Origin of the sequence: Ruania albidiflava DSM 18029 (genome assembly GCF_000421225.1) — a bacterium.
Lineage (GTDB): Bacteria > Actinomycetota > Actinomycetes > Actinomycetales > Beutenbergiaceae > Ruania > Ruania albidiflava.
In genome coordinates, this window is record NZ_ATWL01000003.1 from 366,063 (window position 1) to 392,950 (window position 26,888).

25 protein-coding genes are annotated in these 26,888 nt (G+C 64.1%); 23 read left to right on the plus strand and 2 right to left on the minus strand.

Annotated elements, in window-relative coordinates:
* Window positions 1-46: 46 nt before the first annotated feature.
* The 19 genes from K338_RS20805 (at window position 47) to K338_RS24980 (ending at window position 19,410) form a co-directional block, all read left to right on the plus strand.
* Complete coding sequence (locus tag K338_RS20805) at window positions 47-2,401, plus strand: LuxR C-terminal-related transcriptional regulator (protein ID WP_022917276.1); 2,355 nt, start codon at window positions 47-49, stop codon at window positions 2,399-2,401.
* 191 nt (window positions 2,402-2,592) lie between these two features.
* Window positions 2,593-2,814 (plus strand): translation initiation factor IF-1, encoded by a 222-nt coding sequence (infA, locus tag K338_RS0106015; RefSeq protein ID WP_022917277.1) that lies wholly within the window; start codon window positions 2,593-2,595, stop codon window positions 2,812-2,814.
* A 76-nt stretch (window positions 2,815-2,890) separates the two neighbouring features.
* The gene (gene rpmJ / locus K338_RS0106020) at window positions 2,891-3,004 is read left to right on the plus strand and encodes a 50S ribosomal protein L36 (RefSeq protein WP_022917278.1); all 114 of its coding nucleotides are present in this window, start codon (window positions 2,891-2,893) and stop codon (window positions 3,002-3,004) included.
* 141 nt (window positions 3,005-3,145) lie between these two features.
* On the plus strand, window positions 3,146-3,523 hold the full coding sequence (rpsM, locus tag K338_RS0106025; RefSeq protein WP_022917279.1) for a 30S ribosomal protein S13: 378 nt from the start codon (window positions 3,146-3,148) through the stop codon (window positions 3,521-3,523).
* A gap of 58 nt (window positions 3,524-3,581) precedes the next feature.
* Entirely contained in the window at window positions 3,582-3,989 is a 408-nt protein-coding gene (gene rpsK / locus K338_RS0106030) for a 30S ribosomal protein S11 (RefSeq protein WP_022917280.1), read from the plus strand.
* A gap of 94 nt (window positions 3,990-4,083) precedes the next feature.
* On the plus strand, window positions 4,084-5,088 hold the full coding sequence (locus K338_RS0106035) for a DNA-directed RNA polymerase subunit alpha (RefSeq protein WP_022917281.1): 1,005 nt from the start codon (window positions 4,084-4,086) through the stop codon (window positions 5,086-5,088).
* Window positions 5,089-5,125: 37 nt separating this feature from the next.
* Window positions 5,126-5,722, plus strand: a complete 597-nt coding sequence (gene rplQ, locus K338_RS0106040) for a 50S ribosomal protein L17 (protein ID WP_027286495.1) — start codon at window positions 5,126-5,128, stop codon at window positions 5,720-5,722.
* Between the two features lie 170 nt (window positions 5,723-5,892).
* Window positions 5,893-6,600, plus strand: coding sequence for an alpha/beta fold hydrolase (locus K338_RS20810; RefSeq protein ID WP_022917282.1), 708 nt, complete (start codon window positions 5,893-5,895; stop codon window positions 6,598-6,600).
* A 95-nt stretch (window positions 6,601-6,695) separates the two neighbouring features.
* Window positions 6,696-7,205, plus strand: a complete 510-nt coding sequence (locus K338_RS0106050; protein WP_157612249.1) for a hypothetical protein — start codon at window positions 6,696-6,698, stop codon at window positions 7,203-7,205.
* A 766-nt stretch (window positions 7,206-7,971) separates the two neighbouring features.
* Entirely contained in the window at window positions 7,972-9,261 is a 1,290-nt protein-coding gene (locus K338_RS20815; RefSeq protein ID WP_281166601.1) for a sugar transferase, read from the plus strand.
* A 100-nt stretch (window positions 9,262-9,361) separates the two neighbouring features.
* Window positions 9,362-9,790 (plus strand): FAD synthase family protein, encoded by a 429-nt coding sequence (locus K338_RS0106060; protein ID WP_040653109.1) that lies wholly within the window; start codon window positions 9,362-9,364, stop codon window positions 9,788-9,790.
* Between the two features lie 212 nt (window positions 9,791-10,002).
* Window positions 10,003-10,998 carry a polysaccharide pyruvyl transferase family protein gene (locus tag K338_RS24975; RefSeq protein ID WP_245542897.1) on the plus strand — a complete coding sequence of 332 codons (996 nt, stop codon included), beginning with the start codon at window positions 10,003-10,005 and terminating at the stop codon, window positions 10,996-10,998.
* Between the two features lie 127 nt (window positions 10,999-11,125).
* Window positions 11,126-12,607: a lipopolysaccharide biosynthesis protein gene (locus K338_RS20820; RefSeq protein ID WP_022917287.1), complete on the plus strand. Its 1,482-nt coding sequence runs from the start codon at window positions 11,126-11,128 to the stop codon at window positions 12,605-12,607.
* A 76-nt stretch (window positions 12,608-12,683) separates the two neighbouring features.
* On the plus strand, window positions 12,684-13,607 hold the full coding sequence (locus K338_RS0106070) for a glycosyltransferase family 2 protein (protein WP_245542899.1): 924 nt from the start codon (window positions 12,684-12,686) through the stop codon (window positions 13,605-13,607).
* 173 nt (window positions 13,608-13,780) lie between these two features.
* The gene (gene rfbA, locus K338_RS0106075; RefSeq protein ID WP_022917289.1) at window positions 13,781-14,653 is read left to right on the plus strand and encodes a glucose-1-phosphate thymidylyltransferase RfbA; all 873 of its coding nucleotides are present in this window, start codon (window positions 13,781-13,783) and stop codon (window positions 14,651-14,653) included.
* Complete coding sequence (gene rfbB, locus K338_RS0106080) at window positions 14,650-15,648, plus strand: dTDP-glucose 4,6-dehydratase (RefSeq protein ID WP_022917290.1); 999 nt, start codon at window positions 14,650-14,652, stop codon at window positions 15,646-15,648. Before rfbA ends, rfbB begins: the two co-directional genes overlap by 4 nt.
* Window positions 15,648-17,081, plus strand: coding sequence for a dTDP-4-dehydrorhamnose reductase (rfbD, locus tag K338_RS0106085; protein WP_027286496.1), 1,434 nt, complete (start codon window positions 15,648-15,650; stop codon window positions 17,079-17,081). Before rfbB ends, rfbD begins: the two co-directional genes overlap by 1 nt.
* Window positions 17,078-18,265 carry a DUF1972 domain-containing protein gene (locus tag K338_RS0106090; RefSeq protein WP_027286497.1) on the plus strand — a complete coding sequence of 396 codons (1,188 nt, stop codon included), beginning with the start codon at window positions 17,078-17,080 and terminating at the stop codon, window positions 18,263-18,265. Before rfbD ends, K338_RS0106090 begins: the two co-directional genes overlap by 4 nt.
* A 26-nt stretch (window positions 18,266-18,291) precedes the next feature.
* Complete coding sequence (locus tag K338_RS24980) at window positions 18,292-19,410, plus strand: glycosyltransferase family 4 protein (RefSeq protein ID WP_245542907.1); 1,119 nt, start codon at window positions 18,292-18,294, stop codon at window positions 19,408-19,410.
* Here the strand turns inward: K338_RS24980 and K338_RS24985 are convergent, their stop codons facing one another.
* Complete coding sequence (locus K338_RS24985; RefSeq protein ID WP_169579522.1) at window positions 19,411-20,808, minus strand: tyrosine-protein kinase domain-containing protein; 1,398 nt, start codon at window positions 20,806-20,808, stop codon at window positions 19,411-19,413.
* Between the two features lie 334 nt (window positions 20,809-21,142).
* Here K338_RS24985 and K338_RS24990 point away from each other — a divergent pair, with 334 nt between their 5' ends.
* Window positions 21,143-21,730, plus strand: a complete 588-nt coding sequence (locus K338_RS24990; RefSeq protein WP_342662708.1) for a CDP-alcohol phosphatidyltransferase family protein — start codon at window positions 21,143-21,145, stop codon at window positions 21,728-21,730.
* 118 nt (window positions 21,731-21,848) lie between these two features.
* Complete coding sequence (locus tag K338_RS24995; protein WP_169579523.1) at window positions 21,849-22,481, plus strand: arsenate reductase/protein-tyrosine-phosphatase family protein; 633 nt, start codon at window positions 21,849-21,851, stop codon at window positions 22,479-22,481.
* Window positions 22,482-22,490: 9 nt separating this feature from the next.
* Here K338_RS24995 and K338_RS25470 read toward each other — a convergent pair whose 3' ends face one another.
* Window positions 22,491-22,766 carry a hypothetical protein gene (locus tag K338_RS25470; RefSeq protein ID WP_157612251.1) on the minus strand — a complete coding sequence of 92 codons (276 nt, stop codon included), beginning with the start codon at window positions 22,764-22,766 and terminating at the stop codon, window positions 22,491-22,493.
* Between the two features lie 13 nt (window positions 22,767-22,779).
* Here K338_RS25470 and K338_RS20825 point away from each other — a divergent pair, with 13 nt between their 5' ends.
* Together K338_RS20825 and K338_RS25475 are read left to right on the plus strand one after the other, a co-directional pair.
* The gene (locus tag K338_RS20825) at window positions 22,780-23,217 is read left to right on the plus strand and encodes a hypothetical protein (RefSeq protein WP_157612253.1); all 438 of its coding nucleotides are present in this window, start codon (window positions 22,780-22,782) and stop codon (window positions 23,215-23,217) included.
* A 1-nt stretch (window position 23,218) separates the two neighbouring features.
* Window positions 23,219-26,888, plus strand: a 3,670-nt coding sequence (locus K338_RS25475; protein ID WP_157612255.1) for a PKD domain-containing protein, incomplete at its 3' end; no start/stop codon positions are given.

The following is a 26,888-nucleotide window of genomic DNA, read 5'->3' on the forward strand; positions in this document are numbered from 1 at the left end:
GGTTCGGGCCTGCTGGACCCGGTGGTGCGGCCGAGGAGGTGGTCGGATGCAGCGGTCCAGGGGAGACGGCCTGGGACTGCCGAGGATCCCGCACGCCTTCGTGCCGGCCGCCAGCCCGGCGGCACGCTTCGCGTCGCTGCCGCCGGTCACCGTGTTCCGTGCACCGCGCGGGTGGGGCAAGACCGCTACGGCAGCGGCGTGGTTGCGGTCCTTGGGAGCGGAGTACGAGTTCGCCTGGGTCGGGGTGCGTGAGGAGATGACCGTCGCCGACTTCTGGGCCGTGGTGTGCGAGCGGCTGACCGACCTCGGCCTCCAGCTGGACCTGAAGGACCACACCCGCGCCGACCAGGTGCTCGCCGAGCGCGGCAGCCAGCTCGTGCTGGTGGTGGACAACCTGCACCTGCTGGCCGACACGTCCCTGGACGAGGAGCTGGTGGCGGCGGCGGTGAACATCGGCCGGCTGCACGTGCTGGCACTGACCCGCCTGGAGCGACCGATCGAGATGCTGGCCCCGGTGGAGGCCGACGGCCTGGTGTTCCGCGTCCCGCACCTGCGGCTCGTGCCCGAGGAGGTGCGCCAGGTCGGTGAGGAGCTCGGCGTCGAGCTGACCGCGGCGGAGGCGGGGCGCCTCACTGCGACGGTCGGTGGCTGGCCGGCGCTGGTGCGTGCCACGTTCGCCGGTCCCTCCGGACCGAGCGAGAGCGCGGAGGTGATCGCCAGCTACTTGCAGGTGGTGCTGCGGGACCCGCTGCTGCGGCCGGTGGTCGGCCGGGCGATGCCGCTGGCGGTGGCCGAGGACCTGGACGAGGAGGTTGTCCGGCTGCTGAATCCCGGCACCGGTCTGGCGGAGACGCTGCGTCCGCTGGTGGAGGCCGGGCTCACCGGTGCGGACGGGCAGCTGTCCCCGGCGGTGCGGGATGCGCTCGGGCAGCTGTACACCGAGCTGGACCCGCAGGGGGCGCAGCAGACCCACGCCCGCCTGGCTCGCTGGTACGAGCAGAAGGAGGACACCCCGCGGGCGCTGGCGCACGCCCTCGGGGCGGGGGACCACGAGCGCGCCCGGCGGCTCCTGCTCCAGGACTGGCTCCGCCTCGGGGACCACCCGGCGTTGGTGGAGCGAGCGGTGGCGTCACTGGGCTCGCCGAGCCTGGACGAAGACCCGCGCTCCTACGTGCTGAGCCGGTACACCGGAGCGGTCGTGGGCACGCCGCACCGGGTCGCGAACGCTCCGACGTCGGAGGTGGCGGCAGCGCTGCCGAGCACGTTGGTGGAGTGGGGACTGGCCCGTCTCGGCGTCGGTGACCTCCCTGGGGGCGAGGACGCACTGCGTGATGCGCTCAGCCGCGCCGAGGCCCTCGGCCAGCAGGAGAGCACCCAGTGGGCGCTCGCCGCGCTCACGTTCTGCCGCGCCCTGGCCGGTGCCGTCACCGAGGCCCAGGAGTGGCTGCAGGCATGCCGCACCGACGATCCGCAGACCGCCCAGCTGGTGCGGGTCGCCCAGCAGTTCATCGCTCTGGACACGCTCTCGCTGAACGACGACGATCTGTTCCCGCAGCTGTCGGTCCTCACCGGGACGGTCAGCGACCGCCCGCCCACCCACAGTGTGCTGCCCAGCCGGCTCGACCTGTTGGAGACCGCGATCACCGCCGCCCGCGGCCTGCACCTGGGCGGGTCGGCGATGGAGTACAGCCGGATGCTGGAGATCCAGCTGCGCGCTCTGGTGGCACCGGAGCACACGCTGGCCCGGATGACCGTGGTGAAGACGATCGCGACGATGCTGCTCGCCGAACGCCGTCTGCAGCGGTGCAAGGAGCTGCTCGCCGAGGAACCGGGCGTGAACCCGGTGGAGCGGTGGCTGCGGACCCGGCTGAGCTTCTACGTCGGTGACCTGGAGGCGGTGCTGGCGATCAGCAACCCCGCAACGGTGGACCGGGCGGTGATCCCACCGCGGATCCTGGTGGAGATGCTGCTGGTGCGCGCCTGCGCCCTGAAGCACCTGGACCGGTGGGAGGAGGCCGCCGACGCGCTGCACGAGGCGGTGGTGCTGGCCAAGACGCACGGGTTGTTGCGCCCGTTCCTGCTGGTGCCGCGGGAGGACGTGGCGGCCATCGGTGAGCTGGTGCCCCGGTTCGAGGAGTTCTTCACCGAGGCGCTGGCCGGGCAGGAGAGCCTGTTCGGGGCGCCGGCGGCAGCGGTCGAGCTCAGCCGCGGCGAGCTGCGGGTGCTGGAGGCGCTCGCCGACGGGCAGCCGGTGGTGGCGGTCGCCAGTCGCCTGTTCGTCTCCGCCAACACTGTCAAGACCCAGCTGCGCGCGATCTACCGCAAGCTCGGGGTGCACGACCGGCGCCAGGCCGTGGAGCGTGCGCGAGAGCTGCGACTGCTCCCCGAGCCTCGGGTGTGAGCCATACCGCACCGTCGACGGCGGTGCTCGGGTTTCGAGATGTGGCCTGCGTGGCGTAGAGTAGGCCGCTGGGCGTGTCGTGTGCTCACCTCTCTCGTTCCTCGTTCCGCACTTGCAGCGGGCTTGTCGTGCGGGTGAGGTGTGGGCGCACGCGCACCGATGTCAGAAGAGAACTGCAGTTAGCGGAGGACATGGCTAAGAAGGACGGGGTCATCGAGATCGAGGGCCACGTGGTCGAGGCGCTGCCGAACGCGATGTTCCGCGTCGAGCTCAGCAACGGTCACAAGGTGCTCGCGCACATCTCCGGCAAGATGCGTCAGCACTACATCCGGATCCTTCCTGAGGACCGGGTGGTGGTGGAGCTGAGCCCCTACGACCTCACTCGCGGCCGCATCGTCTACCGCTACAAGTAGTTCATCTTTCGCAATCACGTCCACGCGACCCGGCACCACTGCGCGGGAACGTGGCCGCGCGGGCAAAGGGAAATCCATGAAGGTCAAGCCGAGCGTCAAGAAGATCTGTCCGAAGTGCAAGGTGATCCGTCGTCACGGCACCGTGCGCGTCATCTGCCAGAACCTGCGCCACAAGCAGCGTCAGGGCTGAGCACCGCCCCCGCGTCGTCCTGACGCACCAGCGCACCACCACCCGCCACCCGGCGGGTCACCCCCGGTCGGAGGCCGGGGCCCGCTAGATGAGCGGGACGGTGGTGCGGAAGACCTCCGCGACTCACAGGAGTGAGAACGAATGGCACGACTCGTTGGTGTCGACCTCCCCCGCGACAAGCGGCTCGAGGTGGCACTCACCTACATCTTCGGGGTGGGGCGTACCCGCGCCGCCGAGACCCTGGCCGCCACCGGTCTGAGCCCAGACACGCGAGTGAAGGACCTGACCGACGCCGAGGTGGTGCAGCTGCGCGACTACCTGGAGGGCAGCTACAAGCTCGAGGGCGACCTGCGCCGCGAGATCGCCGCCGACATCCGCCGCAAGGTCGAGATCGGCTGCTACCAGGGCCTGCGTCACCGCCGTCACCTGCCCGTGCACGGCCAGCGCACCAAGACCAATGCGCGCACCCGCAAGGGGCCCAAGCGCACCGTTGCCGGCAAGAAGAAGGCCGGTCGCTAAGTAGTCCGCCGGCGCAAGAGCGCGCGGACCGACGACCTCACCGAAGAAGAGAGAACCTATGCCTCCCAAGACTCGCCAGGCTCCTGGCGCCCGCAAGCCCCGCCGCAAGGAGAAGAAGAACGTCTCCGCGGGCAACGCCTTCATCAAGTCCACGTTCAACAACACGATCGTCTCCATCACCGACCCCTCCGGTGCGGTGATCTCCTGGGCCTCCTCCGGCCAGGTCGGCTTCAAGGGGTCGCGCAAGTCCACCCCGTTCGCCGCCCAGCTCGCCGCCGAGGCTGCTGCGCGCAAGGCCCAGGAGCACGGTATGAAGAAGGTCGACGTGTTCGTCAAGGGCCCCGGCTCCGGCCGGGAGACTGCGATCCGCTCGCTGCAGGCCACCGGCCTGGAGGTGGGCTCGATCCAGGACGTGACCCCGCAGGCGCACAACGGCTGCCGCCCGCCCAAGCGTCGCCGCGTCTGAGGCTCCCACACCTGCAGGACCCCCTCGTCCGGACCGATGGGCGAGGGGCAACCCGCGGCGTCATATAGCGGACGCCGGCTGAAAGGATATCCCCGTGCTCATTGCACAGCGCCCCACCCTGACCGAGGACGTCGTCGACGAGTACCGCTCCCGGTTCGTCATCGAGCCGCTCGAGCCTGGTTTCGGCTACACCCTGGGCAACTCGCTGCGTCGCACCCTGCTCTCCTCCATCCCGGGGGCAGCGGTCACCAGCATCCGCATCGACGGTGTGCTGCACGAGTTCTCCACGATCACCGGTGTGAAGGAAGACGTCACCGAGATCATCCTGAACCTGAAGAACATCGTGGTCTCCTCGGAGAACGACGAGCCTGTCGTGATGTACCTGCGCAAGCAGGGCCCGGGCACCGTCACCGCTGCGGACATCACCCCGCCGGCCGGTGTGGAGATCCACAACCCGGACCTGCACATCGCCACCATCAACGACAAGGGCAAGCTCGAGATCGAGCTGACCGTCGAGCGTGGCCGCGGCTACGTCTCCGCCGCGCAGAACAAGTCCGGTGACGCCGAGATCGGCCGCATCCCGGTCGACTCGATCTACTCCCCGGTGCTGAAGGTCACCTACAAGGTCGAGGCCACCCGTGTGGAGCAGCGCACCGACTTCGACAAGCTGATCGTGGACGTGGAGACCAAGCGCTCCATGGAGCCGCGGGACGCGCTCGCCTCGGCCGGGAAGACCCTGGTGGAGCTCTTCGGTCTGGCCCGGGAGCTGAACGTGGAGGCCGAGGGTATCGAGATCGGCCCCTCGCCCACGGACGCCGCGCTCGCCGAGGACCTGGCGCTGCCGATCGAGCAGCTGGACCTGACGATCCGGTCCTACAACTGCCTGAAGCGTGAGGGCATCCACACCGTGGGTGAGCTCGTCGCCCGCAGCGAGGCGGACCTGCTCGACATCCGCAACTTCGGCGCAAAGTCGATCACCGAGGTCAAGGAGAAGCTGACCGGCCTGGGGCTGTCCCTGAAGGACAGCCCGGCGGACTTCGACCCCTCGCTGGTGGCCAGCGCCTACGACGACGGCGACGACTTCGACGCGTACAGCTGAGCCGCCGGACCATCACACAAGGAACTGAGGAACGATCATGCCAAAGCCCACGAAGGGTCCTCGTCTCGGTGGCGGGCCGGCGCACGAACGGCTGATGCTGGCCAACCTGGCCCAGTCGCTGTTCGAGCACGGTGCCATCCGCACCACCGAGGCCAAGGCCAAGCGGCTGCGCCCTGTCGCCGAGCGGCTCATCACCAAGGCCAAGCGCGGTGACCTGCACGCCCGCCGGCAGGTGCTCGCCACGCTCTCCCGCAAGGACGTGGTGCACACCCTGTTCGCCGACATCGCCCCGCAGATGGCCGAGCGTAACGGCGGCTACACCCGGATCACCAAGATCGGGCCGCGCAAGGGCGACAACGCCCCGATGGCGGTCATCGAGCTGGTGACCGAGCGGGTCAGCCCGAAGCAGGCCACTGTGCAGGAGGCTGAGGCCGCCGCCAAGCGTGCGGTCAAGGAGGACGCTGCGGCTGCCGCCGCCGAGGAGTCGGCGGAGTCTGCCGAGTCGGCGGAGAGCGCAGAGTCCGCACCCTCCCCTCAGGACGCTGAGGAGGCCACCGCGAGCGCAGCCTCGGCACCCTCGCCCGCCGAGGCAGAGGCCACCGAGACCGAGGACTCCGAAGAGACCTCGAAGTAGCACCTCCTCCTCGTGAGGAGCGCCGCACCTGACCAGACCGGTCCGGCGGCGGCACCGACGGGCCCGGCCCGGGACGACCTCCCGGGGCCGGGCCCGTCGTCGTCCGGGGACGGCTGCGGCCCGCTGGCAACGATGCCCACCTGCCAGGCCGCATCCGTAGACTTAGGTGCATGAAGCCAGCGCCCGTCCTGCTCGTGCACGGGATCCGCAGCTCGTGCAGCATGTGGCGCACCGTGCAGGAACGGCTCGACGTGCTCGGCGTGCCGAACAAGGCGATCGACCTGCCCGGCCACGGCTCCCGCCGTGGTGAGCAGTTCACCATCGAGGCCGCCCGCCAGGCGATCGAGGACGGGATGGCGTCCCTGGACGGGCGAGGGGTCGCCGTCGGCCTGTCCCTCGGCGGGTTCCTGTCCCTGAACTGGGCGGCACGCACCCGCCACCCACCGCTGGCGGTGCTGGCTGCCTCCTGCAGCGTGCGCCCACGGGGCCTGCCGCTCTTGGGCTACCTGGGCGCCGCGCACCTGTTTGCCCGGCTGCCGGATGAGGGCAAGGCGGTCAACGACGCCGTGGCTCGCCTGGTGCTCGGTGCTGAGGCAGCAGCCGACCTGAACGCCGACGTCGCCTTCGAGGTGATGGTCCCGGCGCTGCGCGCGATGGCCGCCGTCGACCCGCTGGCGGACCTGGCCCAGATCGACGTGCCGGTCTGGCTCGCGAACGCCACCTGGGACCACTTCCGGGTCGAGGAGCAGACCTTCTTGCGGGCTGCCCGCTGTGGCCGGCTGGTCCGGATCCCGCATGCGGGGCACATCATCACCGCCCACCAGCCCGAGGTGTTCGCCCGGCTGGTGCAGCGCCTCGCCCTCGTGGCTGCTCGGTAGGGCACAACGGGTCAGGACCGAGCCTCGGCCTGCCCCCTCGGCTGGCGGTGCGAGATTCGCTCTACGGCTGGGTCTCTGTCGTGGGAGTGTTCAGCATGGACAACGAGATCGATGGTGAACCGCACTTCTACAACGTGCCCGTCGGCTGGCTCCCGCACCTGGGTCGGTTGACGGTGCTCTCCTCGCGGATGGAGGAGGCGGTCACGGTGATGCTTGAAGCTCTCGGGCGAGAGCGCCACAGCAGCGGTCGCACCTTGTCGTTCACGAGCGAGACCAAGCTCCTCCGCAGGTTCCTCAAGTCACCGCCTGGCAGCCTGGAGCAACGCCTGCCGGGCTGGGCGGAGCGGGCAAGCAGCTGGGCCGAGGGGGCCCGAGACGAGATGAACAGTGCACGTCACCGTTATGTCCACGGTCACTACTTCCACCTCTACGTCGGCGATGGTCGCTGGGAACCGGTGCGGCACGAGCCGAGAGAATCACACCAGTCAGAGTGCGTCACGGAGGAGGTCCTCATCGCTGCCATCGAGCGACTACGCCGGTACGAGTTAGAGGGAACCCAGCTGAGTTCTGACATCAGGATTGAGTGGTGCCGAGGAGAGTTCTAGGTGCTCTTGCACCAGGAGGTTCCGAACTGTCGCCGCCTCGTGGTGAGCAACCGCTCCCGCAACACGAGGGCGCAAATGTGCCCGTCCCGCAGGGCCAGAGGTGCCGCCAGTCACCGACGGTGAGTCCCGGTCTGCGCTGCGATCTACTCTCGTGCCCTGGAGTCGCCGGCCACCTTCCTCCCGGCCCGGCGGACCGCCCCCCGGTCGATCGTTGAGCACCGGGCGCACGCCTCAACCGGGAACCGGGGATGAGGGTGAGGCGACCTCACCCTCCACATTGCCCGGCATCGCACCGATCCGGCCGTGAGAGAGGCGAGTGCGGGTTCACCCAGACTCACCCTCACCTCACCCTGCACTCACCCTGAGCTCACCCTTGACCACCCTCTTTTCACCCTGATCCTCACCCTGAACTCACCTGAAAATGCGCGGCTTCTTCACCCGTCGTTCACCCCGTTCTGATGCTTCATTTACACCGTTGCTCTGCTTGAGTAATGGGCGAGCCCGGACCTCGTAACGGTCGCCGGGCGCGGCTCTGTGTACCAGTGAGGGAGAGGTGATGACGGTGGCGTTGGACCATCTCTCCCAGGTCCGCGCACCCCGCTCACCTCGTACGACTGTCCTCCCCGATCCGACAGTTCTTGCCCCACTGGCCAGGACGAGGTCCGGCGCTCGTTCGTCAAGCCGGCCAGAAGGTACATGGGGCCGCGCGTACCGGTGGGGGATCGCTGGGGGTGATCTCCTGCTGACGACTGCGGCCGTCGCGACGATGCTGTGGTCGGCATTCCCTGTGGTGACTGCACTTGTCGCTGGTGTTGCCGGTGGCCTGGTGTTCACCTTGCTGACCGGATTCATGCACGGTTATGACTTTCGTCGCGCGGCGTCGGGGACCCACGACTATAAGGTGATTCTCCGGGCGGGTTGGATTTGGGCATCGGCGCTGCTCGCGGTGCTTTACTTCGGCGAGACCCCACTGGCAGACCCATCTTCATTCGTGGCCATTGTTGCTGGCATTTGCCTCGTCCTCATTTCACGCTTTGCGCAGCGCACCATGATGCGGATGCAGCGTCGTCGGGGGCGTTGGGCCCGGCGAACCATCCTGGTCGGAGACGCCGAGCAGCTCGAGTACATCACCTCGGACCTCTGGAAGAACCTGGAGCACGGCTACGAGATCATCGGGATGTGCGGTCTTCCTGGGACCGAGGACGAGTCCCCCGTACCTGTTCTGTCGGACGTGGACCGTGCTGCTGAGGTGATCATCGAGCAGGGGGCACGGGTCGCGATCGTTGCCGCCTCCTGCATGGATGCGCTCCAGCTGCGCCGGTTGTCCTGGCAGGTGGAGCGCCACGGCGTGGAGCTGCTCATCGTTCCGAACCTGCAGGACGTCACGCCCAGGCGAGTCGCCCTGCGGCCGGTCGCGGAAAGCCCGCTGCTCTCGGTCGAGATCACCCCACGCCGGTGGCAGCGGATGTTGAAGAGTGCCATCGACCGCACAGTTGGGCTGGTCCTGCTGATGTTCGCCCTGCCGGTTCTGGGTGCCGCTGCACTCGCCGTGCGCCTTGATTCGCCGGGACCGGCCCTGTACCGGCAGATCCGGATCGGTCGCGACGATCGGCCGTTCCAGATGTTCAAGCTGCGCTCCATGTATACGGATGCGGATGCCCGCCGGGCAGCGTTGCTCGAGCAGAACGAGGGCAACGAAGTCCTGTTCAAGATGCGCGAGGACCCTCGAATCACTCGTGTGGGTCGGATCCTGCGGCGCTTCTCGGTGGATGAGCTTCCGCAGCTCTGGAACGTGGTCCGTGGCGACATGTCGCTGGTGGGTCCCCGCCCCCCGCTGGGCGAGGAGGTCGCCCAGTACGACGACGATGCTCACCAGCGCATGCGCGTCAAGCCTGGTCTGACCGGTCTTTGGCAAGTGAGCGGCCGATCCGACCTGGACTGGGCGCGCAGCCTACGGCTGGACCTGCGGTACGTGGACAACTGGTCAGTGCTGATGGATCTGGCGATCCTGACGCGCACCTTCAGAGCAGTGCTCGGAGGTCGTGGTGCGTACTGAGTCGAGGCGAAGACGGTGGCGGTGCAGAGCCGGTGCTTGACCGGAGTCGCGCCACGCGTTGTACCACCCAGAACTTCCTGCCCACCAGAAAGAGATCATGATGACCGTTGGATATGTACCGGGCGGGTTCGACCTGTTCCACATCGGGCACCTCAACATCCTCAAAGAAGCACGGCAGCGCTGTGACGTGCTGGTCGCGGGCGTTGCCACAGACGAGTCTCTCCTGGAAATGAAGGGACGTCTTCCAGTGGTGCCGTTCCAGGAGCGTCTGGAGATTGTTGGCAGCCTTGATCTGGTGGATCGTGCCGTGGCCGACACTGCTCGGGACAAGCGGATCGCCTGGCAGGCCAACCATTTTGACGTGCTGTTCAAAGGCGATGACTGGCAGGGGACTGTGAAAGGTCTCCTTCTTGAACAGGAGATGGCTGAAGTCGGCGCGCGCGTGGTGTATTTCCCGTACACTCAGCGGACATCCTCCAGCACGCTTCGCCGCTTCATCGATGGCCAGCTTGCTGCGCAAGGTGCGTAAGATCGAACAAACGTCCGCTTTTGTTGGAATAGTGGATTACAGAGCGCGAGGCAGAATCGCGCTGGTCCATCAGTAAATATCTGGATGTCAGCGATCTGGTTTGGCAGGCATTCAGGAGGAGGGGGAGAGTCGTGCGAGTGCTTGTTACTTGGGCCGATGATGCTAGCCCTAACCTAGGCGTCCGGGCTCTCGGTCGAGGCTCGGTCGATCTCATGAAGCGATCATTGCCAGGCGCCGAGCTGACGCTCATAAATTATGGCAACAAGCCCCCAGAGATTCCGTGGGGTCGAGTCCGGTCACTGCTGCGGGAACGGGTGACCGGCAGGTTCGGGATGATGCGCTGGCTGAAAGATTTCGACCTAGTGTGGGACACGCGCTCGGGGGATAGCTTCGCCGATATCTATGGCCTGGCCCGTCATCGCACGATGTCTATGCTCCACGAGTTCGCTGTACAAGCTGGGCCGCGCGTGGTGCTCGCACCGCAGACCATAGGTCCCTTCCGCACGCGGGAGGGGCGCATGCTAGCCAAGCGGAATCTGCAGCGAAGTACATTGGTATTCGCGCGAGACAGCCTCAGTGCGCGGGCAGCCGAGAGGCTAGGGCGCCCGGTTGATGCCACTGCGAGCGATCTTGTGTTCGGCATCGACCAGCCCATCCCTGCTGCTCAACATGACGTGCTCCTGAATGTCTCCGGTCTGCTCTGGTCGCAAAATCCACATGTGGACAACATGCAGTATCGAGCCACGGTCAGGACGATTATCGACAATCTGCTTGAGCGAGGCCGTGCCGTGACTTTGCTTCCACACGTGCTCGAGTCCTCCAACCACGACAATGACGTGCCAGTTTCCAGGAGCCTCGTGCAGGAATACGACGGACGGGTATCACTGCATGTGCCTGAGGACCTCGACGACGTTCGCTCAGTCATCGCAAGTGCCCACCTCGTGATTGGCGCAAGAATGCATGCTTGCCTGAACGCCCTCTCCGTGGGCACACCTGCTGTGGCCATGGCGTACTCGCGGAAGTTCGCTCCCCTGCTCGAATCGATTGGTTGGAACGCAGTGGTTTCGTTGACTGAGACGGGTGCACACGCCGAGGAGGTGCTTGCACACATTGACGGTCCAGACCTCGCTCAGCGAGCTGTGTTGGCGCGCGATGCTGGCCAGGATCTGCTGGATCCAATCGGTCAGCACCTTGCGACCTGTGGATGATGCGGAGATATCACGGAGGTAAGCGAGCGAACTTTCACGACAGCAATCGGCTGTTCGTAGGGCGAGTCCTAGGTACGGCTTCAAACAAATCTACTAGCGCACGGCGGACAGAGGGAGGTCAGCCCGAATGACTCATTCTTCCCTAGCGCAAACTGCTGCTCGTGGGGCTTCGTTCACACTCGCTGCGCAGGCCATCCGGATGGTGCTGCAGTTGCTCTCTGTTGCGATCTTGGCCCGACTGCTCTCTCCGCATGACTACGGGCTGTTAGCAATCGCGCTAGTGATTGTCGGATTCGGAGAAATCTTCCGAGACTTCGGCCTGACTTCCGCGACCGTGCAGGCTCCGGAACTTTCATCCGCCCAGCGAGACAACCTCTTCTGGATCAACACCTTGATCGGAGTCAGCCTGGCGCTGCTGATGTATGCCGCAGCAGGACCAGTCGCTAGCTTCACATCAGAGCCTGACATGGTGTCGATGACACGCTGGCTCGCCTTGATGTTCATCTTCAATGGCCTGGCCACTCAGCACCGTGCGATGCTGATGCGACAACTGAAGCTTCGATCTCTTGCGATCATCGACGTTTCGGCTGCTGCATCTGCTCTTGCGGCAGCGATCTTCGCTGCCGGGTTAGGTGCTGGCTATGGTGCGCTCATCATCCAGCAGCTCGTAGCCGGTGGCTTCACGCTGGTGGGCGTCGTTGCAGCCGGCAGGTGGGCGCCGGGAAGGTACTCCCGTTCGGCTTCGATCCGTTCTATGATCACGCTGGGCTGGAATCTTGTGGCCAGCAATCTTGTGACGTACGCGGCCAAACAGGCCGACACGGTGCTGATATCACTACGGTTCGGTACTGCGCCACTTGGCATCTACAACCGCGGTTTTCAGATCGTCATGACTCCTCTCGGGCAAGCCCGCTCGCCGCTGCAGTCCGTCGCGCTGCCGGTGCTCGCAAGGATTCAGCAAGACCGTGCGCGATTCGATCACTATGTCGTTGCCGCTCAGATCGCGCTCGGGTACATATTCGGGATTCCGCTCGCTATTCTAGCCGCGCTCTCAGACTCGGTGGTCGCGCTGATGCTCGGTCCAGGCTGGGCGGGAGCGGCACCTCTGCTTCGAATGTTTGCGATAGCTGGGCTGCTGTCCACGATCGCGTTCGTCGGCTACTGGGTATATGTCACGCGCGCTCTCGGAGCACAGTTGCTGCGGTATATGTTGGTGACGTCCGCGCTCAAGATCGTATGTATAGTTATCGGGTCCTTCTTTGGGCTCCTTGGCGTTGCTGTTGCGCTTGCAGCGCATACGGCGATCGCATGGCCCATATCGATTGCATGGTTGTCGAGAGTAACTCCGATGTCGCGCAGACGGCTCTATGTCGGCGGGGCGAGAATAATCGTCATTAGTATGGCGGCGGGAGTTGCTGCCGCTGGAGTCAGCCTTTTGACAACCGCCGATATCGGTCAGGTAGCTCTCGGCACTGTAGGAGGGCTAGCGGGAGCAGCAGCCTGCATGGTGATACCTGCGTTTCGGCGAGACGCGAGCATGCTCCTCTGGTTCGTCCGTCTGGCGTTGAAGCGCTCTGGATCGTCGCGCGAGAACGAGCTCCAGCGATGAGTCCGTATTCGCCGCAGCTCTGCGCTGGGAGAGTGATCAAGTGACTGAGTGTGAACGGCTAACGCTCACAGTCGCTGTGCCGACATTTCAGCGTGCCGAGCGTCTGAGCGCGCTCTTACGTGCCTTGCCAGGGCGTGTCGACGAATGCGTCGCGGAGCATCCGAACGTCCGCGTCGACGTGCTCGTCGTTGACAACGATCCAGCAGGTAGTGCTCGTGGGGCGGTGCGGGAAGTTGACGGCGTCTTGGTCCGATATGTGGTTGAACCGACGCCCGGGATCGCCGCCGCCCGCAACAGACTTCTCGATTCCAGCAGTGACAGCGACCTGCTCGTCTTCATCGACGATGATGAGATCCCGCGGCCCGGCTGGCTTAGCGCTCTAGTTCGGGTCTGGCGCCAGCATCGAGCGGCGGCAGTCATGGGTCGGGTCATCTCGGTGTTTGATGACGATGTTGACCCGTGGCTGCTAGCTTCTGGGACCTTCCGTCGTCCGCAGCGACCTACGGGGACCTTGCTGACTGCAGCCGCCACGGGCAATCTGCTGCTCGATCTGGAACAGGTGCGTGCCTTCGGAGTGCGCTTTGACGAGACAATGGGACTCGGTGGCGGTGAAGACACCTTGTTCTCGCGACAGCTGATCGAGCGCGGAGGTCGGATCGTGTGGTGCAACGAGTCGGAGACCGAGGACTATGTGGCCACTGACCGGCTCGACCGGGTTTGGGCGAAGCGACGAGCATTCAGCTCGGCGAATGCGACGACGCGGGTCGAACTCAAACTCGTGGCGAGTGCGGGGGCGCGTGTGAAGCTGCGTGTGTGGTTCGCGTTGGGCGGTGTAAGTCGGATCGTGGTGGGCCGGCTGCGCTGGCTACTCGGAAAAATTACGTCGAATCTTGATCATGACGCTCGTGGTGCCCGATTGGTGCATCGCGGACGCGGTATGGCGGCCGGCGCCTTCGGGTACCGATACGACGAGTACCGCAGGAAGGTTGACAGGTACTGAATGATGGCGGCGTTTATCTCGTCCGGTCGCGACACGGGCTGTCGCGTGTCGCTAGGTGGTTCCGGCTGCGCTCAAGGTCTCCCGGTGCGGGGTGACGAAAATGATCCGCATGTGGACGCCTCCTCAATTTGTCAGAGCAGACACGAGGAGCAACATCTCTGGAAGGGATATGTGTGAAAGGCATCATTCTCGCTGGCGGATCTGGGACGCGACTGCACCCAATTACTCAGGGAGTCTCGAAGCAGCTCGTCCCGGTGTACGACAAGCCAATGATCTACTACCCACTCTCGACGCTGATGCTCGCCGGGATCCGGGACATCTTGGTAATCACCACGCCGCATGACGCCGACCAGTTCGAACGCCTGCTTGGCGACGGTACGCAGCTTGGCGTCTCATTGACGTTCGCGCAGCAGCCTTCGCCGGATGGGCTAGCTCAAGCGTTCACAATCGGGGCCGACTTCATCGGCGCGGACCACGTCGCTCTGGTTCTGGGCGACAACTTGCTCTACGGGCCGGGACTGGGCACCCGGTTGCGCCGGTTCGCGGACGTAGACGGTGGCGCCGTGTTCGCCTACTGGGTCGCAGACCCTGAGGCATACGGCGTGGTGCAGTTCGACCACACCGGCCGGGCGATCTCTCTGGAGGAGAAGCCGGCTCGACCGAAGAGCAACTATGCGGTTCCAGGACTGTACTTCTACGACAACGACGTCGTAGAGATCGCCAGGTCTTTGCGACCGAGCGCCCGCGGGGAGTACGAGATCACAGATGTGAATAAGCACTACCTGGACCGAGGGAAGCTGCAGGTCGAGGTGCTGCCCCGCGGCACGGCGTGGCTGGATACCGGCACCTTCGACCAGATGACTGATGCCGCTGACTATGTCCGCACGATGGAACGGCGGACCGGTCTGAAGATCGGAGCTCCGGAGGAGGTCGCATGGCGACAGGGTTTCCTCACTGATGACGATCTTCGGCATCGTGCGGAGAAACTGGTCAAGTCGGGTTATGGGGGCTACCTGCTCAGCCTCCTGGAGAGAGGACATCGTTGAAGCATCTACTGATCACCGGCGGCGCTGGATTCATCGGGTCAAATTTCGTCCGCCACGTGCTCGCGCACACTGACCATTACGTGACCGTTCTCGACGCTCTCACCTATGCCGGCAACCAGGACTCGCTCGCTGGTCTGGACGAGGCGAGGATGCGATTCGTGCACGGCAGTATCGCGGACTCCGAGCTCGTGGACACACTCGTCGGTGACGCAGACGTGATCGTGCACTTCGCTGCCGAGTCGCACAACGACAACTCGCTGCACGACCCGCGCCCGTTCCTGGACACAAACATCGTGGGGACTTATGTGCTCCTGGAGGCTGCCCGCAAGCATGACGTCCGCCTCCACCACGTCTCCACGGATGAGGTGTATGGCGACCTAGAGCTCGACGACCCGCTCCGATTTTCTGAGCACACCCCCTACAACCCGTCCTCGCCGTACTCCGCCACCAAGGCAGGATCCGACATGCTCGTGCGCGCATGGGTCCGGTCGTTCGGTGTCCGCGCCACAATCTCCAACTGCTCGAACAACTACGGTCCCTACCAGCACGTGGAGAAGTTCATCCCACGGCAGATCACCAATGTGATCCGTGGTATTCGACCGAAGCTGTATGGAGCGGGACTGAACGTCCGGGACTGGATCCACGCGGACGACCATTCATCCGCGGTACTCACAATCATCGACAACGGCCAGATCGGTGAGACGTACCTGATCGGTGCCGACGGGGAGAAGAACAACAAGGCAGTCGTCGAGATGATCCTTGCCGAGATGGGACAGGGACCGGACGCTTATGACCACGTCACTGACCGAGCTGGTCATGATCTTCGCTACGCCATTGACGCGACGAGGTTGCGCACCGAGCTTGGCTGGCAGCCCCGTTTTCCTGATTTTGCTGCGGGACTGAGAGACACTATCGCCTGGTACCGCGAGCACGAGGAATGGTGGGCGCCGGCGAAGGATGCGACCGAAGCGTTCTATGCGCGCAGGGGGCAGTGATGGTCGAGTACGGCAGGACGCTGCGTACCACTGTCACACCCATCCCTGGACTGCTTGTAGTTGACCTTCCAGTACATGGAGACAATCGGGGATGGTTCAAGGAGAACTGGCAGCAGGAGAAGATGACGGCCGCCGGTCTGCCCGACTTCGGTCCCGTCCAGAACAACGTATCCTTCAATGACCTGACCGGTACCACGCGCGGCATCCATGCCGAACCGTGGGACAAGCTTGTCTCGGTCGCGACCGGCAGGATCTTCGGCGCCTGGGTCGACCTACGCGACGGAGAGACCTTCGGGACGACGTTTACCTGTGAGCTCGACGCTTCCCGCGCGGTGTTCGTGCCGCGCGGCGTCGGCAACGCCTACCAGACCCTTGAGCCAGACACCGCTTACACCTACCTCGTCAACGCGCACTGGTCTGCGGACGCCGCCTATACGTTCCTCAATCTGGACGATCCTGTTGTCAAGATCCGCTGGCCAGTCCCGCTGAAGAACGCCGAGATCTCGGCCAAAGACGCAACCCATCCGCACCTTGACGAGGTGGTGCCGGTAGCCCCTCGTAAGACGCTCGTGCTCGGGGCAGATGGCCAGCTCGGTCGCGCCCTACGCGCTCACTGGGGCACGAATCCACGTATCGAGTATGCGGCCCGCGACGATCTGGACCTCACTGCCGCGACCGTCGGTACAGCCAGACGCTGGCAGGACTACCAGACCATCGTCAATGCGGCTGCCTACACTGCCGTTGACGATGCGGAAACGGTCGAGGGCCGACGCGAGGCATGGGCGGTGAACGTCGCCGCCGTCAATGAGCTCGCGCACGTTGCTGCCAGACACGGCATCACCCTCGTGCACGTGTCCAGCGACTACGTGTTCGACGGCAGGACATCTCGACCGTACCGGGAGGACGACCCTGTCGCGCCGCTTGGCGTCTACGGGCAGACCAAAGCAGCCGGTGACGCAGTGGTCCGTACTGTGCCTCATCACTACATCGTGCGCACCTCCTGGGTGATCGGGGACGGCGCCAACTTCGTGCGCACCATGCGCAAGCTGGCCGAGCGTGAGGTCGCACCGCGAGTGGTCGCAGACCAGATAGGCCGATTGACCTTCACCCACCAGCTCGCCGAGGCGATCGCACACCTGCTCGACGCCGGTGCTCCCTTTGGTACCTACAACGTCACCAGCAGCGGGGAGCCACGTTCCTGGGCCGACATCGCCCGCGAGGTATTCCGGCTTACCGGTCATGACCCCACGCGCATCACAGACGTCACGACGGCGGAATACACCGATGGCAGCAGAATTGCCACCGCCCCCCGCCCATCGTGCAGCGTCTTGGACCTGGCGAAGATCGCAACCACCGGATTCATGCCTGCTGATGGTGCGCGCGCGCTCGCCGACTACCTCCGGACCTCGACCGAGCTGGACGGCGACCGATGACCCGTCGTCCACTCCGCATCGCGATGGTAGGTACGCGAGGCGTGCCGGCTGCTTACGGCGGGTTCGAGACCGCAGTGGAAGAGGTCGGGCGACGTCTGGCGGACCGAGGCCACCACGTCACGGTATACACCCGTGGCCAGGACCGAGATACCAAGCACCACCTCGGTATGGCGGTTGTGCACCTACCCGCTGTGCCGCAGAAGCAGCTGGAGACGCTAAGCCACACGGCCTTCTCCACGGTGCACCTGGCCCTACGCCGACGCCCAGACGTGGCATTTGTCTTCAACGCCGCGAACTCACCATTCGTGCCATTGTTGAGACTTCGCGGTGTGCCTGTTGCGCTCCACATGGACGGCTTGGAATGGCGCCGGTCGAAATGGGGAGCTCGCGGGAGGGCGTACTACTGCTGGGCCGAGCAGAACGGGGTCCGTACTGCAGATGCGCTCATTGCTGATGCGCCAGGCATCGCCGACTACTACGACCACCAGTTCGGTGTCCCCACTGAACTGATCCGTTATGGCGCACCCATCCTGGAGCACCCAGCCGAGGGCCGGCTCACCGAGCTTGGGCTTGAACCGGACGGCTATCACCTCATCGTGGCGCGCTTCGAACCGGAGAACCACGTGCTGGAGATCGTCGAGGGCTACCACCGCAGCGGCGGACGGCTGCCTTTGGTCGTGGTCGGGTCTGCCCCGTACAGCGCCGAGTACACCCAGCAGATCCAGCGCATAGCAGACAAGGACACCCGCATCCGGCTGCTCGGCGCTGTCTACGACCAGGAACTGCTCGACGCGCTCTACGCCGCTGCATTCACCTACGTGCACGGCCACTCCGTCGGCGGGACGAACCCTTCCTTGTTGCGGGCCATGGGCGCCGGCACCGCGGTGATCGCGTTCGACGTCCCGTTCAATCGCGAGGTGTTGAACAGCGATTGCTGGTTCTTCCAGACCGCTGAGCACGTCGCGCAAGCAGTGGAAGATGCGGAGGCAGTTCCCACGCTCGTCGCCGAACGCGGACATCGTGCACAGGAGCGAGCTCGCACGAGCTTCCGGTGGGACGAGGTGACGGACTCCTACGAGAAGCTCGCCGAGCGTCTCGCCCGCGGGGCATCGATTCACCCGCGGGCGCGCCGCGCAGGGCGGCGCGCCAAGGACTGGACCGGGACGAAGGAGCAAACCGAGTGAGTGCAAGTCAGCCGCTCGTTCTTGCCGTGCACCCGGGAGCCGAGCTCTTCGGCTCCGACCGGATGCTGTTGGAGAGCGTCCGGGGACTCCTCCGGCATGGCTCTCGGGTCGTCGTCGCACTACCGGCAGCCGGACCTCTTGCCGCTCGTCTACGCGAAGCTGGTGCGGAGGTGGTCATCACCAGGATGTTCGTACTGCGGAAGCGGCTGCTTCGTCCACGCGGTTGGCTCCAACTGATTCGTGACCTCGTCGCTGGCACCGGCGCCACCGTTCGGCTGTTGCGGCGGCTTCGCCCCAATGCTGTCTACGTCTCGACGATCATTGCACCACTCTGGCCGATCTTTGCGCGACTGCGCGGCGTGCCGGTCGTGAGCCATGTGCACGAGGCAGAGTCAGGCGGTGTCCGGATGGTCAACGCCATGCTTTACGCACCGCATCTCGCATCGCGTCAAGTGCTCGTGAACAGCAGATTTAGTCGCGACACAATTCGAAGGGCGCTACCGGCAGTCGCGTCCAAGTCGCACGTTCTGCTGAACGGCGTCGACTCGCCCGCAGACCCTGAGCCAGCGCGTGACCAGCTCAGTGGAGCAATGAGGATCCTTTATGTCGGCCGATTCTCGCCGCGGAAGGGCCCCGATCTGGTCATCCGTGCCGCAGATGAACTCCAGCGCAGCGGCTGCCCAGTGACGGTGACTCTGCTCGGGTCGGTCTTTACCGGTTACGAGTGGTTCGAGCAAGAGCTTCGCGACCTCGCGGCAGTTAGCCAGGTCCAGGTCGAATTTCTCGGGTTTCGCCCCGAGGTGTGGTCTACCCTGGCCGCATGCGACGTGCTAATCGTCCCCTCTCGTGTGGCTGAACCCTTCGGCAACACGGCTGTCGAAGGAGTACTCGCACTGCGGCCGGTGGTGGCGAGCACAGCTGGCGGGCTGCCCGAAGCGGTCGCCGGGTATCCAACTACGGCCTTGGTTGAGTCCGACAGTCCGCAGCAGATCGCTCTTGAGATCCGACGAATGCGTCACAACTGGGCGAAAATCGTGCCTCGGCTCTACTCGGCACGAGCCGAAGCGTTACGCCGGCATGCACCTGAGGTGTATCAGAGAGCCGTGGCTGAGGCCGTCATGGCTGTCGTGCGCCATGGAGAATAGCTATCGTCGGCGTACCGTCCGAGTACGAGTGTTGCTCGCGTGCGTCGTGTAGTACGTCGGGCGCCCGCGTGGCATCTTAACCTTGTTCAGCACGACGCCCATGATGGTTGCTCCTGCACCCTCCAGCGTGTGGATGGCCGAGCGTAGCTGAGCTCTGCGTGTTTTCGAGGCATCGACCACGATCACGACGCCGTCAACCAGAGGTGCCAGGAGATTCGGGTCTGCCACGCTGAGCACGGGCGGGGAATCGACAAGTAGTACGTCGTGCTGCGCGGTCGCCTCGGTGAGCATCTCTGCGAAAGCGTTCGACGTCAGGATGGTAGCGGGATTCGGTGGACGTTCACCCGACAGCAGCAAGTCCGGACCGCTTTGCCGCCAGGCTGTCACCGCATCGTCCAGGGTGATCGAACTGCGCACCACGTCTGTCAGGCCCACATTCTGATCGAGGCCGAAGATCTCTCCAACTCTCGGCCGGCGTAGGTCTGCGTCCACAAGGAGCGCATCTTCGCCGAGCTCGGCCAAAGTGACGGCGAGGTTGGCTGCGAACGTCGACTTGCCCTCAGCAGGTGATGTGGAAGTAACTAGGAGCCGCCTCGCTGCACCGTCGACGTTCGCGAAGCTGAGAGCTGATTGGACCCGGCGAAAGTCCTCAGCAATATGACTGTGCGGATCACGTGCGGCAACTAGACCGATGTCCGCACGCCGAGGTCCGCGCGTGATCGTGCCGAGCAAGGGCGCATCGGTCACGAGAGCCAATGAAGCCTCATTGCGCACGCGGGTGTCTGCAAGAGTCACCGCAAACGCGGCGAGAAGGCCCACCATCAGGCCCAGTGCCGTCGAAAGCGCCGCATCGCGTGGTTTGTTGGGTAATGCCTGGTATTGAGGGACTGTCCCTTCGTCGATCACCGTGGCGTTGATGCTCGGTGCGCCATCAGCTCTAGTCGGACCAATATCGTGCACAACCTCGGTGAGCTGGTGCGAGACGGAGTTTGCGATATCCGCTGCCAGGTGAGCGCTTCTGGATGTGGCCTGCACATTGAGGATCGAGGTGTCCGGGGGGATGCTGATTCGAAGGCTTCGCTCAAGTTCGCGCGGCGTTACGTTCAGGTCAAGGTCGTCGATGACTAGGTTCAGCACACGCGATGATGTCGCAAGCCGGGCGAAGGACAGCATTTGCGCCTGCGTATAGGTCGAACCCTGGTTCAAGTCGTTGGCACTTGAAACCTGGTTCACAGCGAAGTATAGGGACGCTGCGGACTGATACTGCGGCGTGGTTGTCAATGTGATCGCAGTCCCCGCTGCGCCGCCAACCAGCGCGCATCCCAGGACGAGCCACCAGAGTTTACGGATGGCAGCTACCGCACTTGCGAGCGTCCATCCTCCGCTCTCAGTCTTCACCGGCCCACCTTCTCGGCTCTCAGCTCGTGCCCCTCGAGCGGTCTCCGAAACGATGTACCGCACGGCCACATCTTACATGGCTGAATCAGGCTCTGCGCGCAAGTACAGGGGTATACACTTGGTTGGTGTCGGCACGCTTGCCCATCAGCCCCCTGGTCGTGCCGAGAATGGGGTAGCTGTGGTAGCCCGATCGGTCATCGGTTCGTACCGACATCTGGCGACGGCCCAGAAGGGGCATGCCCGTGGCGCGCCGGGTTACTCCGTCTACGTGAACCGAAAGATTGGTCGCGCGCTTGCCGCCCTCGCGCACAGTTGGGGTTGGACCCCAAATCAAGTGACTTTCGTCAGTGCCGGGCACACCGTCGCAGCTTTCGTCCTTTTGATAGTTCTCCCCGCGGTCTGGTGGAACGGGCTGCTGGTCGCGGGACTGCTGGCGTTTGGATACGCCTGGGACTCGGCTGACGGTCAACTCGCACGTCTCCGAGGCGGTGGCAGCCTTGCTGGTGAGTGGTTGGACCACTTCGTTGATGCCGGCAAGCTCGCTGCCCTGCACCTTGTGGTGCTGGTCGCACTGTGGCGACACGGGTCAGGAGTAGGCGAGGGATGGCTCGTGGTACCGCTCTGTTACAGCGTGGTGGGAGTGACGACGTTCTTTGGCATGCTGCTGAACGACCTGCTCAAGAGCAAGAAGGGTGTGGCGTCCACACATGCACGAGGAGGTGGAACCTTCCGGAGGTCGATGGTGCTTTTGCCCACCGATTATGGAGTGCTGTGCCTCTGCTTCATACTCTGGGGCTGGACCGCAGGGTTTCTCGTCGTGTACACAGCGCTGGCCATTGCGAATGGTCTATTCCTTGGTCTGGCTGCTGTGAAGTGGTTTGGAGAGGTTCGTGACCTCGACCGGACCGAGTCTCAGCCATGACTGCGTTCGCATCGGTTGGGGTCATCCCTGTGAACGGCTCTGGCGACGTGATGGCGACGTGCGGCGAAGAGAGCCTGGGCGACGTGCCGCTTAGCAACTGCCGGCTGGGGTCATGGCCATGAGGGCGCTACGAGGCGGAGTCCTGGTGTTGTGCGAAGCGAATGTGTGCCGCTCAGTCCTAGCCGAGTACGTAATCAGGAGCACCTTCGCAAGCCATCCTCTTCTCGAGTCCATGCCAGTGAAGTCCGCGGGCGTGCGAGCAAGGGAAGGGCTCCGCGCGTGCACGCTAGTTAGTCGAGCACATGCGGACCGCCAATGGCGGCGTTGGGCGGATGCCCACCGTGCGCACGCTGTGCAGGTCGAAGAGATCGCGGAGGCAAATCTTGTACTGACGGCGGCTCGAGATGTTCGTAGCGAAGCGGTGGCCCTCGTGCCGAGCTCTCGTCGTCGGATCTTCACACTGCCGGAGGCGCTGTGGCTAGGTTCAGGCGTACAACTTCGCCCCCATGGCGATGGATTCGCGGCCATCGACGCGTTGGTCTCCGAGCTCGATGGTCAGCGCGGCTTGTGGCCCATGAACGCAGGCGCCGGGCGTCGACCGTTTCGACGCCGCAACGTCAATCCGCTCGATATTCCCGACGGCCACAACGCCTGGAGGTCGGTACACAAGAGGACGATCCATGCCGTTGAGCAGAGCGCACAGCAATTGGCTGCTCTTGTGGTCGCTAGCGTCGACGAAACAAAGCGGTAGCGCTATACTTCACCCAGTGCTCCGCAGTTCTATGGTCTGCGGACGAGGACTTGGACAATCCGTGAAAGTTGTCAATGGTGAACGGCGAGTAATCCGTTCGATGCCGCCGCTGTGCGCTGTTGCATTCGCGGTGATCGCGCTCGCTGGCTGCTCATCATCGAGTTCCGATGAGCCGACGACATCCCAGCCGACTGCGACCTCGACGCCATCACCTACGTCTACGGGTCCCATGCCTTCGCCGTCGACCTCCTCGCCGTCGACTCCTTCGCCCAGTGCGACGATCATCCTGCCGCCAGACGTGGATCCGGATGCCACTGATGGGCCAGTGACGCCCGCGCCGGTTCCTAGCGAGTCAGCAGATCTTGGCGAGCCGATCGAGTTCGGTACTGGTATCGAGATCGACGTTTCCCGAGTGAAGGCATTCGAGGTCACCGCGCAGACTCCGGGGGAGACCTCGGGAGAAGCGGTCGCCGTGACGATCATGGCTAAGAACGGATCCACCGAAGACCAGAGTCTCGACTCCGCTGTTGTCACCTTGGTAGCGGGTGACGGCACACTTGGCATCGGCACTACTGCTGGAGAACCGGAACCGTTCGCCGGTTCCATCGGTCCCGGTGAGAGCGCCGAGGCTCGCTATGTATTCATGCTCGACGACGCGGCAGGTCGCCAGGTCGAGGTCACCATCAACTACGCGGCGGGCGAACCAGTCGCGATCTTCTCCGGAAAGGTCTCTTGATATGGCACTCTCCACGCGCCGCGTACGCCCCGGTGGCCGCACTCTCCTCAGCGCGACCACGGTTGCCGCGATGGTGCTATTCGGCTTGGTCGCCATTGTTTCTCCAACCCAGGCGGCTGTCCTGGAGAGCAAGGCGCCCTTCTTGCAGCGCACCGACGAAGTCGTTACTGCTGATCCGCTGCCTACGGTGCAGATTGAGGACGGTTACGTCTGGGCGCAAACAACGATTGGAACGACTGTCTACGCCGCTGGCGGATTCTCAAACGCACGTGCGCCACTAGCATCACCTGGCACGAATCTGACACCGCGCAGTAACATACTGGCTTTCGACATCACTAACGGCGACCTGTTGCCGTTTGCGCCAGAAGTCAATGGCGTGATTCGAGCGATCGCGCCGTCGCCAGACGGGACACGTCTCTACATCGGAGGCACCTTTAACCGGGTCAACGGAGAGAGTCGCTGGAACTTTGCGGCACTTGATGCGAGTACTGGAGAACTGATCCCAGGTTTCGCGCCGGCGATTGGCGGAACTGGAGTCTACGGGCTAGCGGTGACGGCAAACACCATTTACATGGGCGGCCTGTTTACTCAGGTCAACGGCGTTGCCCGGAAGAACCTCGCTGCAGTCGATGCTTCGAACGGAGCTCTGCGCCCCTGGGCTCCTACCACTGACCTGCAGATCGACGCGCTCGTGATCGAGCCAGGTGCTGCGCACATCGTCGCAGGCGGGCGATTCTCTCAGGTCAACGGAGTGACGCAGCGTGGCTTGGTAGCGCTCGAGCCCACCAGTGGTGGAATCGACACCGGATGGGCTGCTCCCTACACGGTCAAGAACGGGGCGCCGTCAGGAAAAGCTGGAATCTTCGGTCTCGGAACTGACGCGGGAGGAATCTACGGTACCGGGTGGGTGTTTGCGGACGTGAACACGGGAAACCTCGAGGGAGTGTTCGCGGCGGACGCGGGCACCGGTGACATCCGCTGGGTGGTCGATTGCCACGGTGATCACTATGGCGTGTACTCCACCGGTTCGGTTGTGTACGCGACGAGTCACGCGCACGCTTGCGAGACAGGAAATCTGTGGCCGGAGCAGAGCCCGCGAACCTACCGCTACGCCGAGGCGTTCACAACCACGGCCGAAGGAACGCTGACCCGCAGCATGGGTGTGAGCAACATCTATGCGGACTGGTCCGGTACGCCGTCGCCGTCAGCCTACGCGTGGTATCCCGACTTCACGGTTGGTCGGACCTCCGGACTGGGGCAGGCTGGACTGTCCATCACTGGTGCAGGTGACTTCATCTCCATAGCTGGCGAGTTCACCAGCGTGAACAACCTGCGCTATGAGGGAATCGTACGTTTTTCCACCAAGCCATCCGGCGGAGCGAACCAGCGACCACAGTTGTCGAGCTCCGAATGGGGGGCGCCGACGGCCACCGGAGCCGCCGCAGGACAAGTGCAAGTCACTATCAAGACGAATTGGGACCGCGATGATCGCGACCTGACATATGAGCTGCTGCGCGACGGAGGATCGACCCCTGTGGCATCACAGGTCTTTCCTTCTGGATGGTGGACGACAGGGTCCGCTGTTCTCACCGACAGCGGCTTGTCTCCCGGCAGCTCGCACACATACAGGGTCCGCGCGGTCGATGCAGACGGCAATTCGGTCACGAGCCAAGCGGTGACCGCTACTGCAGGATCAGCGACGTCTTCAGACTACGCCGACATGGTCCTCGCGGACGGAGCCGAGATCTACTACCCGCTCGGTTCGATCGACAGCAACTGGGCGGGCACTAACCCACCCACCATCGGATCGGTCAGCACCGTCACACCAGGAGCGGTCGGAGGTGCCACAGGTCAGAGCGCATCCACGTTCAGCGGGAGTTCCTCCAGCATCGTGACCACTTCGCAGGCGATGCCGGGCAACACTGACTTCACAGTGGAACTGTGGTTCAAGACAAGTACGAACAGAGGTGGGAAGCTGATTGGATTCGGAAATTCCCGCAGCGGCTCGTCTTCGAATTACGACCGGCATGTGTATATGCGTAACGACGGTCGCCTCATGTTCGGGGTATACCCGAACCAGACCAAGACGGTGACCTCCTCCAGTGCGTACAACGATGGTGAGTGGCACCATGTCGTTGCCACGCAGAGCTGGCAAGGAATCAGACTCTATGTCGACGGCGCGCTGGCCGGGCAGGATCCAACCGCCGGATCTGGAGATATCTACAACGGTTACTGGCGCATAGGCGGAGACACCATCAGCGGCTGGCCGAACTCACCGTCATCGACATACTTCGCGGGCGACATCGACGAGGTCGCGGTGTATTCGGGTGCGCTCACCGCTGAGGATGTCGCGACGCACTATGCGACGGGACTGGAGCTGACTGCACCTGCAGCGGAGTTCACGGTCGAGACAGACAACCTCGAGATCAACGTCGACGGAACGGCCTCAACGGCCGACACTGGTGCCACAGTTCAGGGTTACTCATGGGACTTCGGTGATGGGACACCTGCGGAAAGTGGTCCGACAGCCACCCATACATATGAAACCGCCGGTACCTACACCGTCGCGCTGACAGTCATTGACAGTCGCGGACTCACGGGAACGTCGGTCCAGCAGGTGACTGTAGAGGCCGCTAACGTCTTGCCCACGGCGAGCCTGGAGACCCAGGTGGATGGTCTTACGGTGAACGTGGACGGAACAAGTTCCACCGACATCGACGGTGAGATCGTGGAGTACGACTGGGACTGGGGTGATGGCAGCCAGCCAGGAACCGGAGAGACGGCCACCCATACCTATGCGACCGATGGTGAGTACACCATCTCACTAGTTGTGACTGATGATCGAGGGGCGACCGACACTGTCTCTCAATCCGTCACGGTGGAGCACGCTGCCCCCGAAGCTGCCTTCTCACTGACATCAGACCGTCTCGATGTCTTCGTTGACGCGACGATATCGAGCGCCACCGACGGGGCGAGCCTGGACTACAGCTGGGACTGGGGTGATGGCAGCGGGGACGATGCTGGAGTCACGGCCTCCCACAGCTATGCCTCTCCGGGCGATTACACGATAACTCTTACTGTTACGGACAGTCTCGGTGCTACTGACCACATGTCGCAGACAGTGCACGTGGAGAACATAGCCCTGGCTGCTTCTGATGGTTTTGGTCGTTCGGTGCCGAGCGGGTGGGGTTCTGCTGATGTTGGTGGGATGTGGACCGTTAGTGGTGGTCCTGCCTCGGCGGCGTCGGTGGCTGATGGTGAAGGGCATCTTGAGTTGGCGCCGGCTGCGGCGAGAAATGTGACTCTGGGGTCTTTGTCGTTGCAGGATGTGAGTGCGCAGGCTGATTTCTCAATCGATGTCGGGCCTGAGGACGGTGCGTCCTATGTGGGTATGCGGGCGCGGGTCGATGGGTCCGATGCGTACATGGTGCTGGCGTGGTTGCGTGGTAATGGCGATGTGTGGTTGGTCTTGCAGCGTGGCGGTGCGGTGCTTCAGACGACGCCTCTGTCGGGAGTGTCGTGGGAGGCTGGCGACAGCTTCACTCTGCAGACGCAGGTGACGGGTGAATCGTCCACGACGATTTCCGCGAAGCTTTGGAAGGCGGGTAGCCAGGAACCGGCTTCGTGGCAGTCCGAGGTAGAGGATTCTGCTGGCTTGCCGGCCGGAGGGG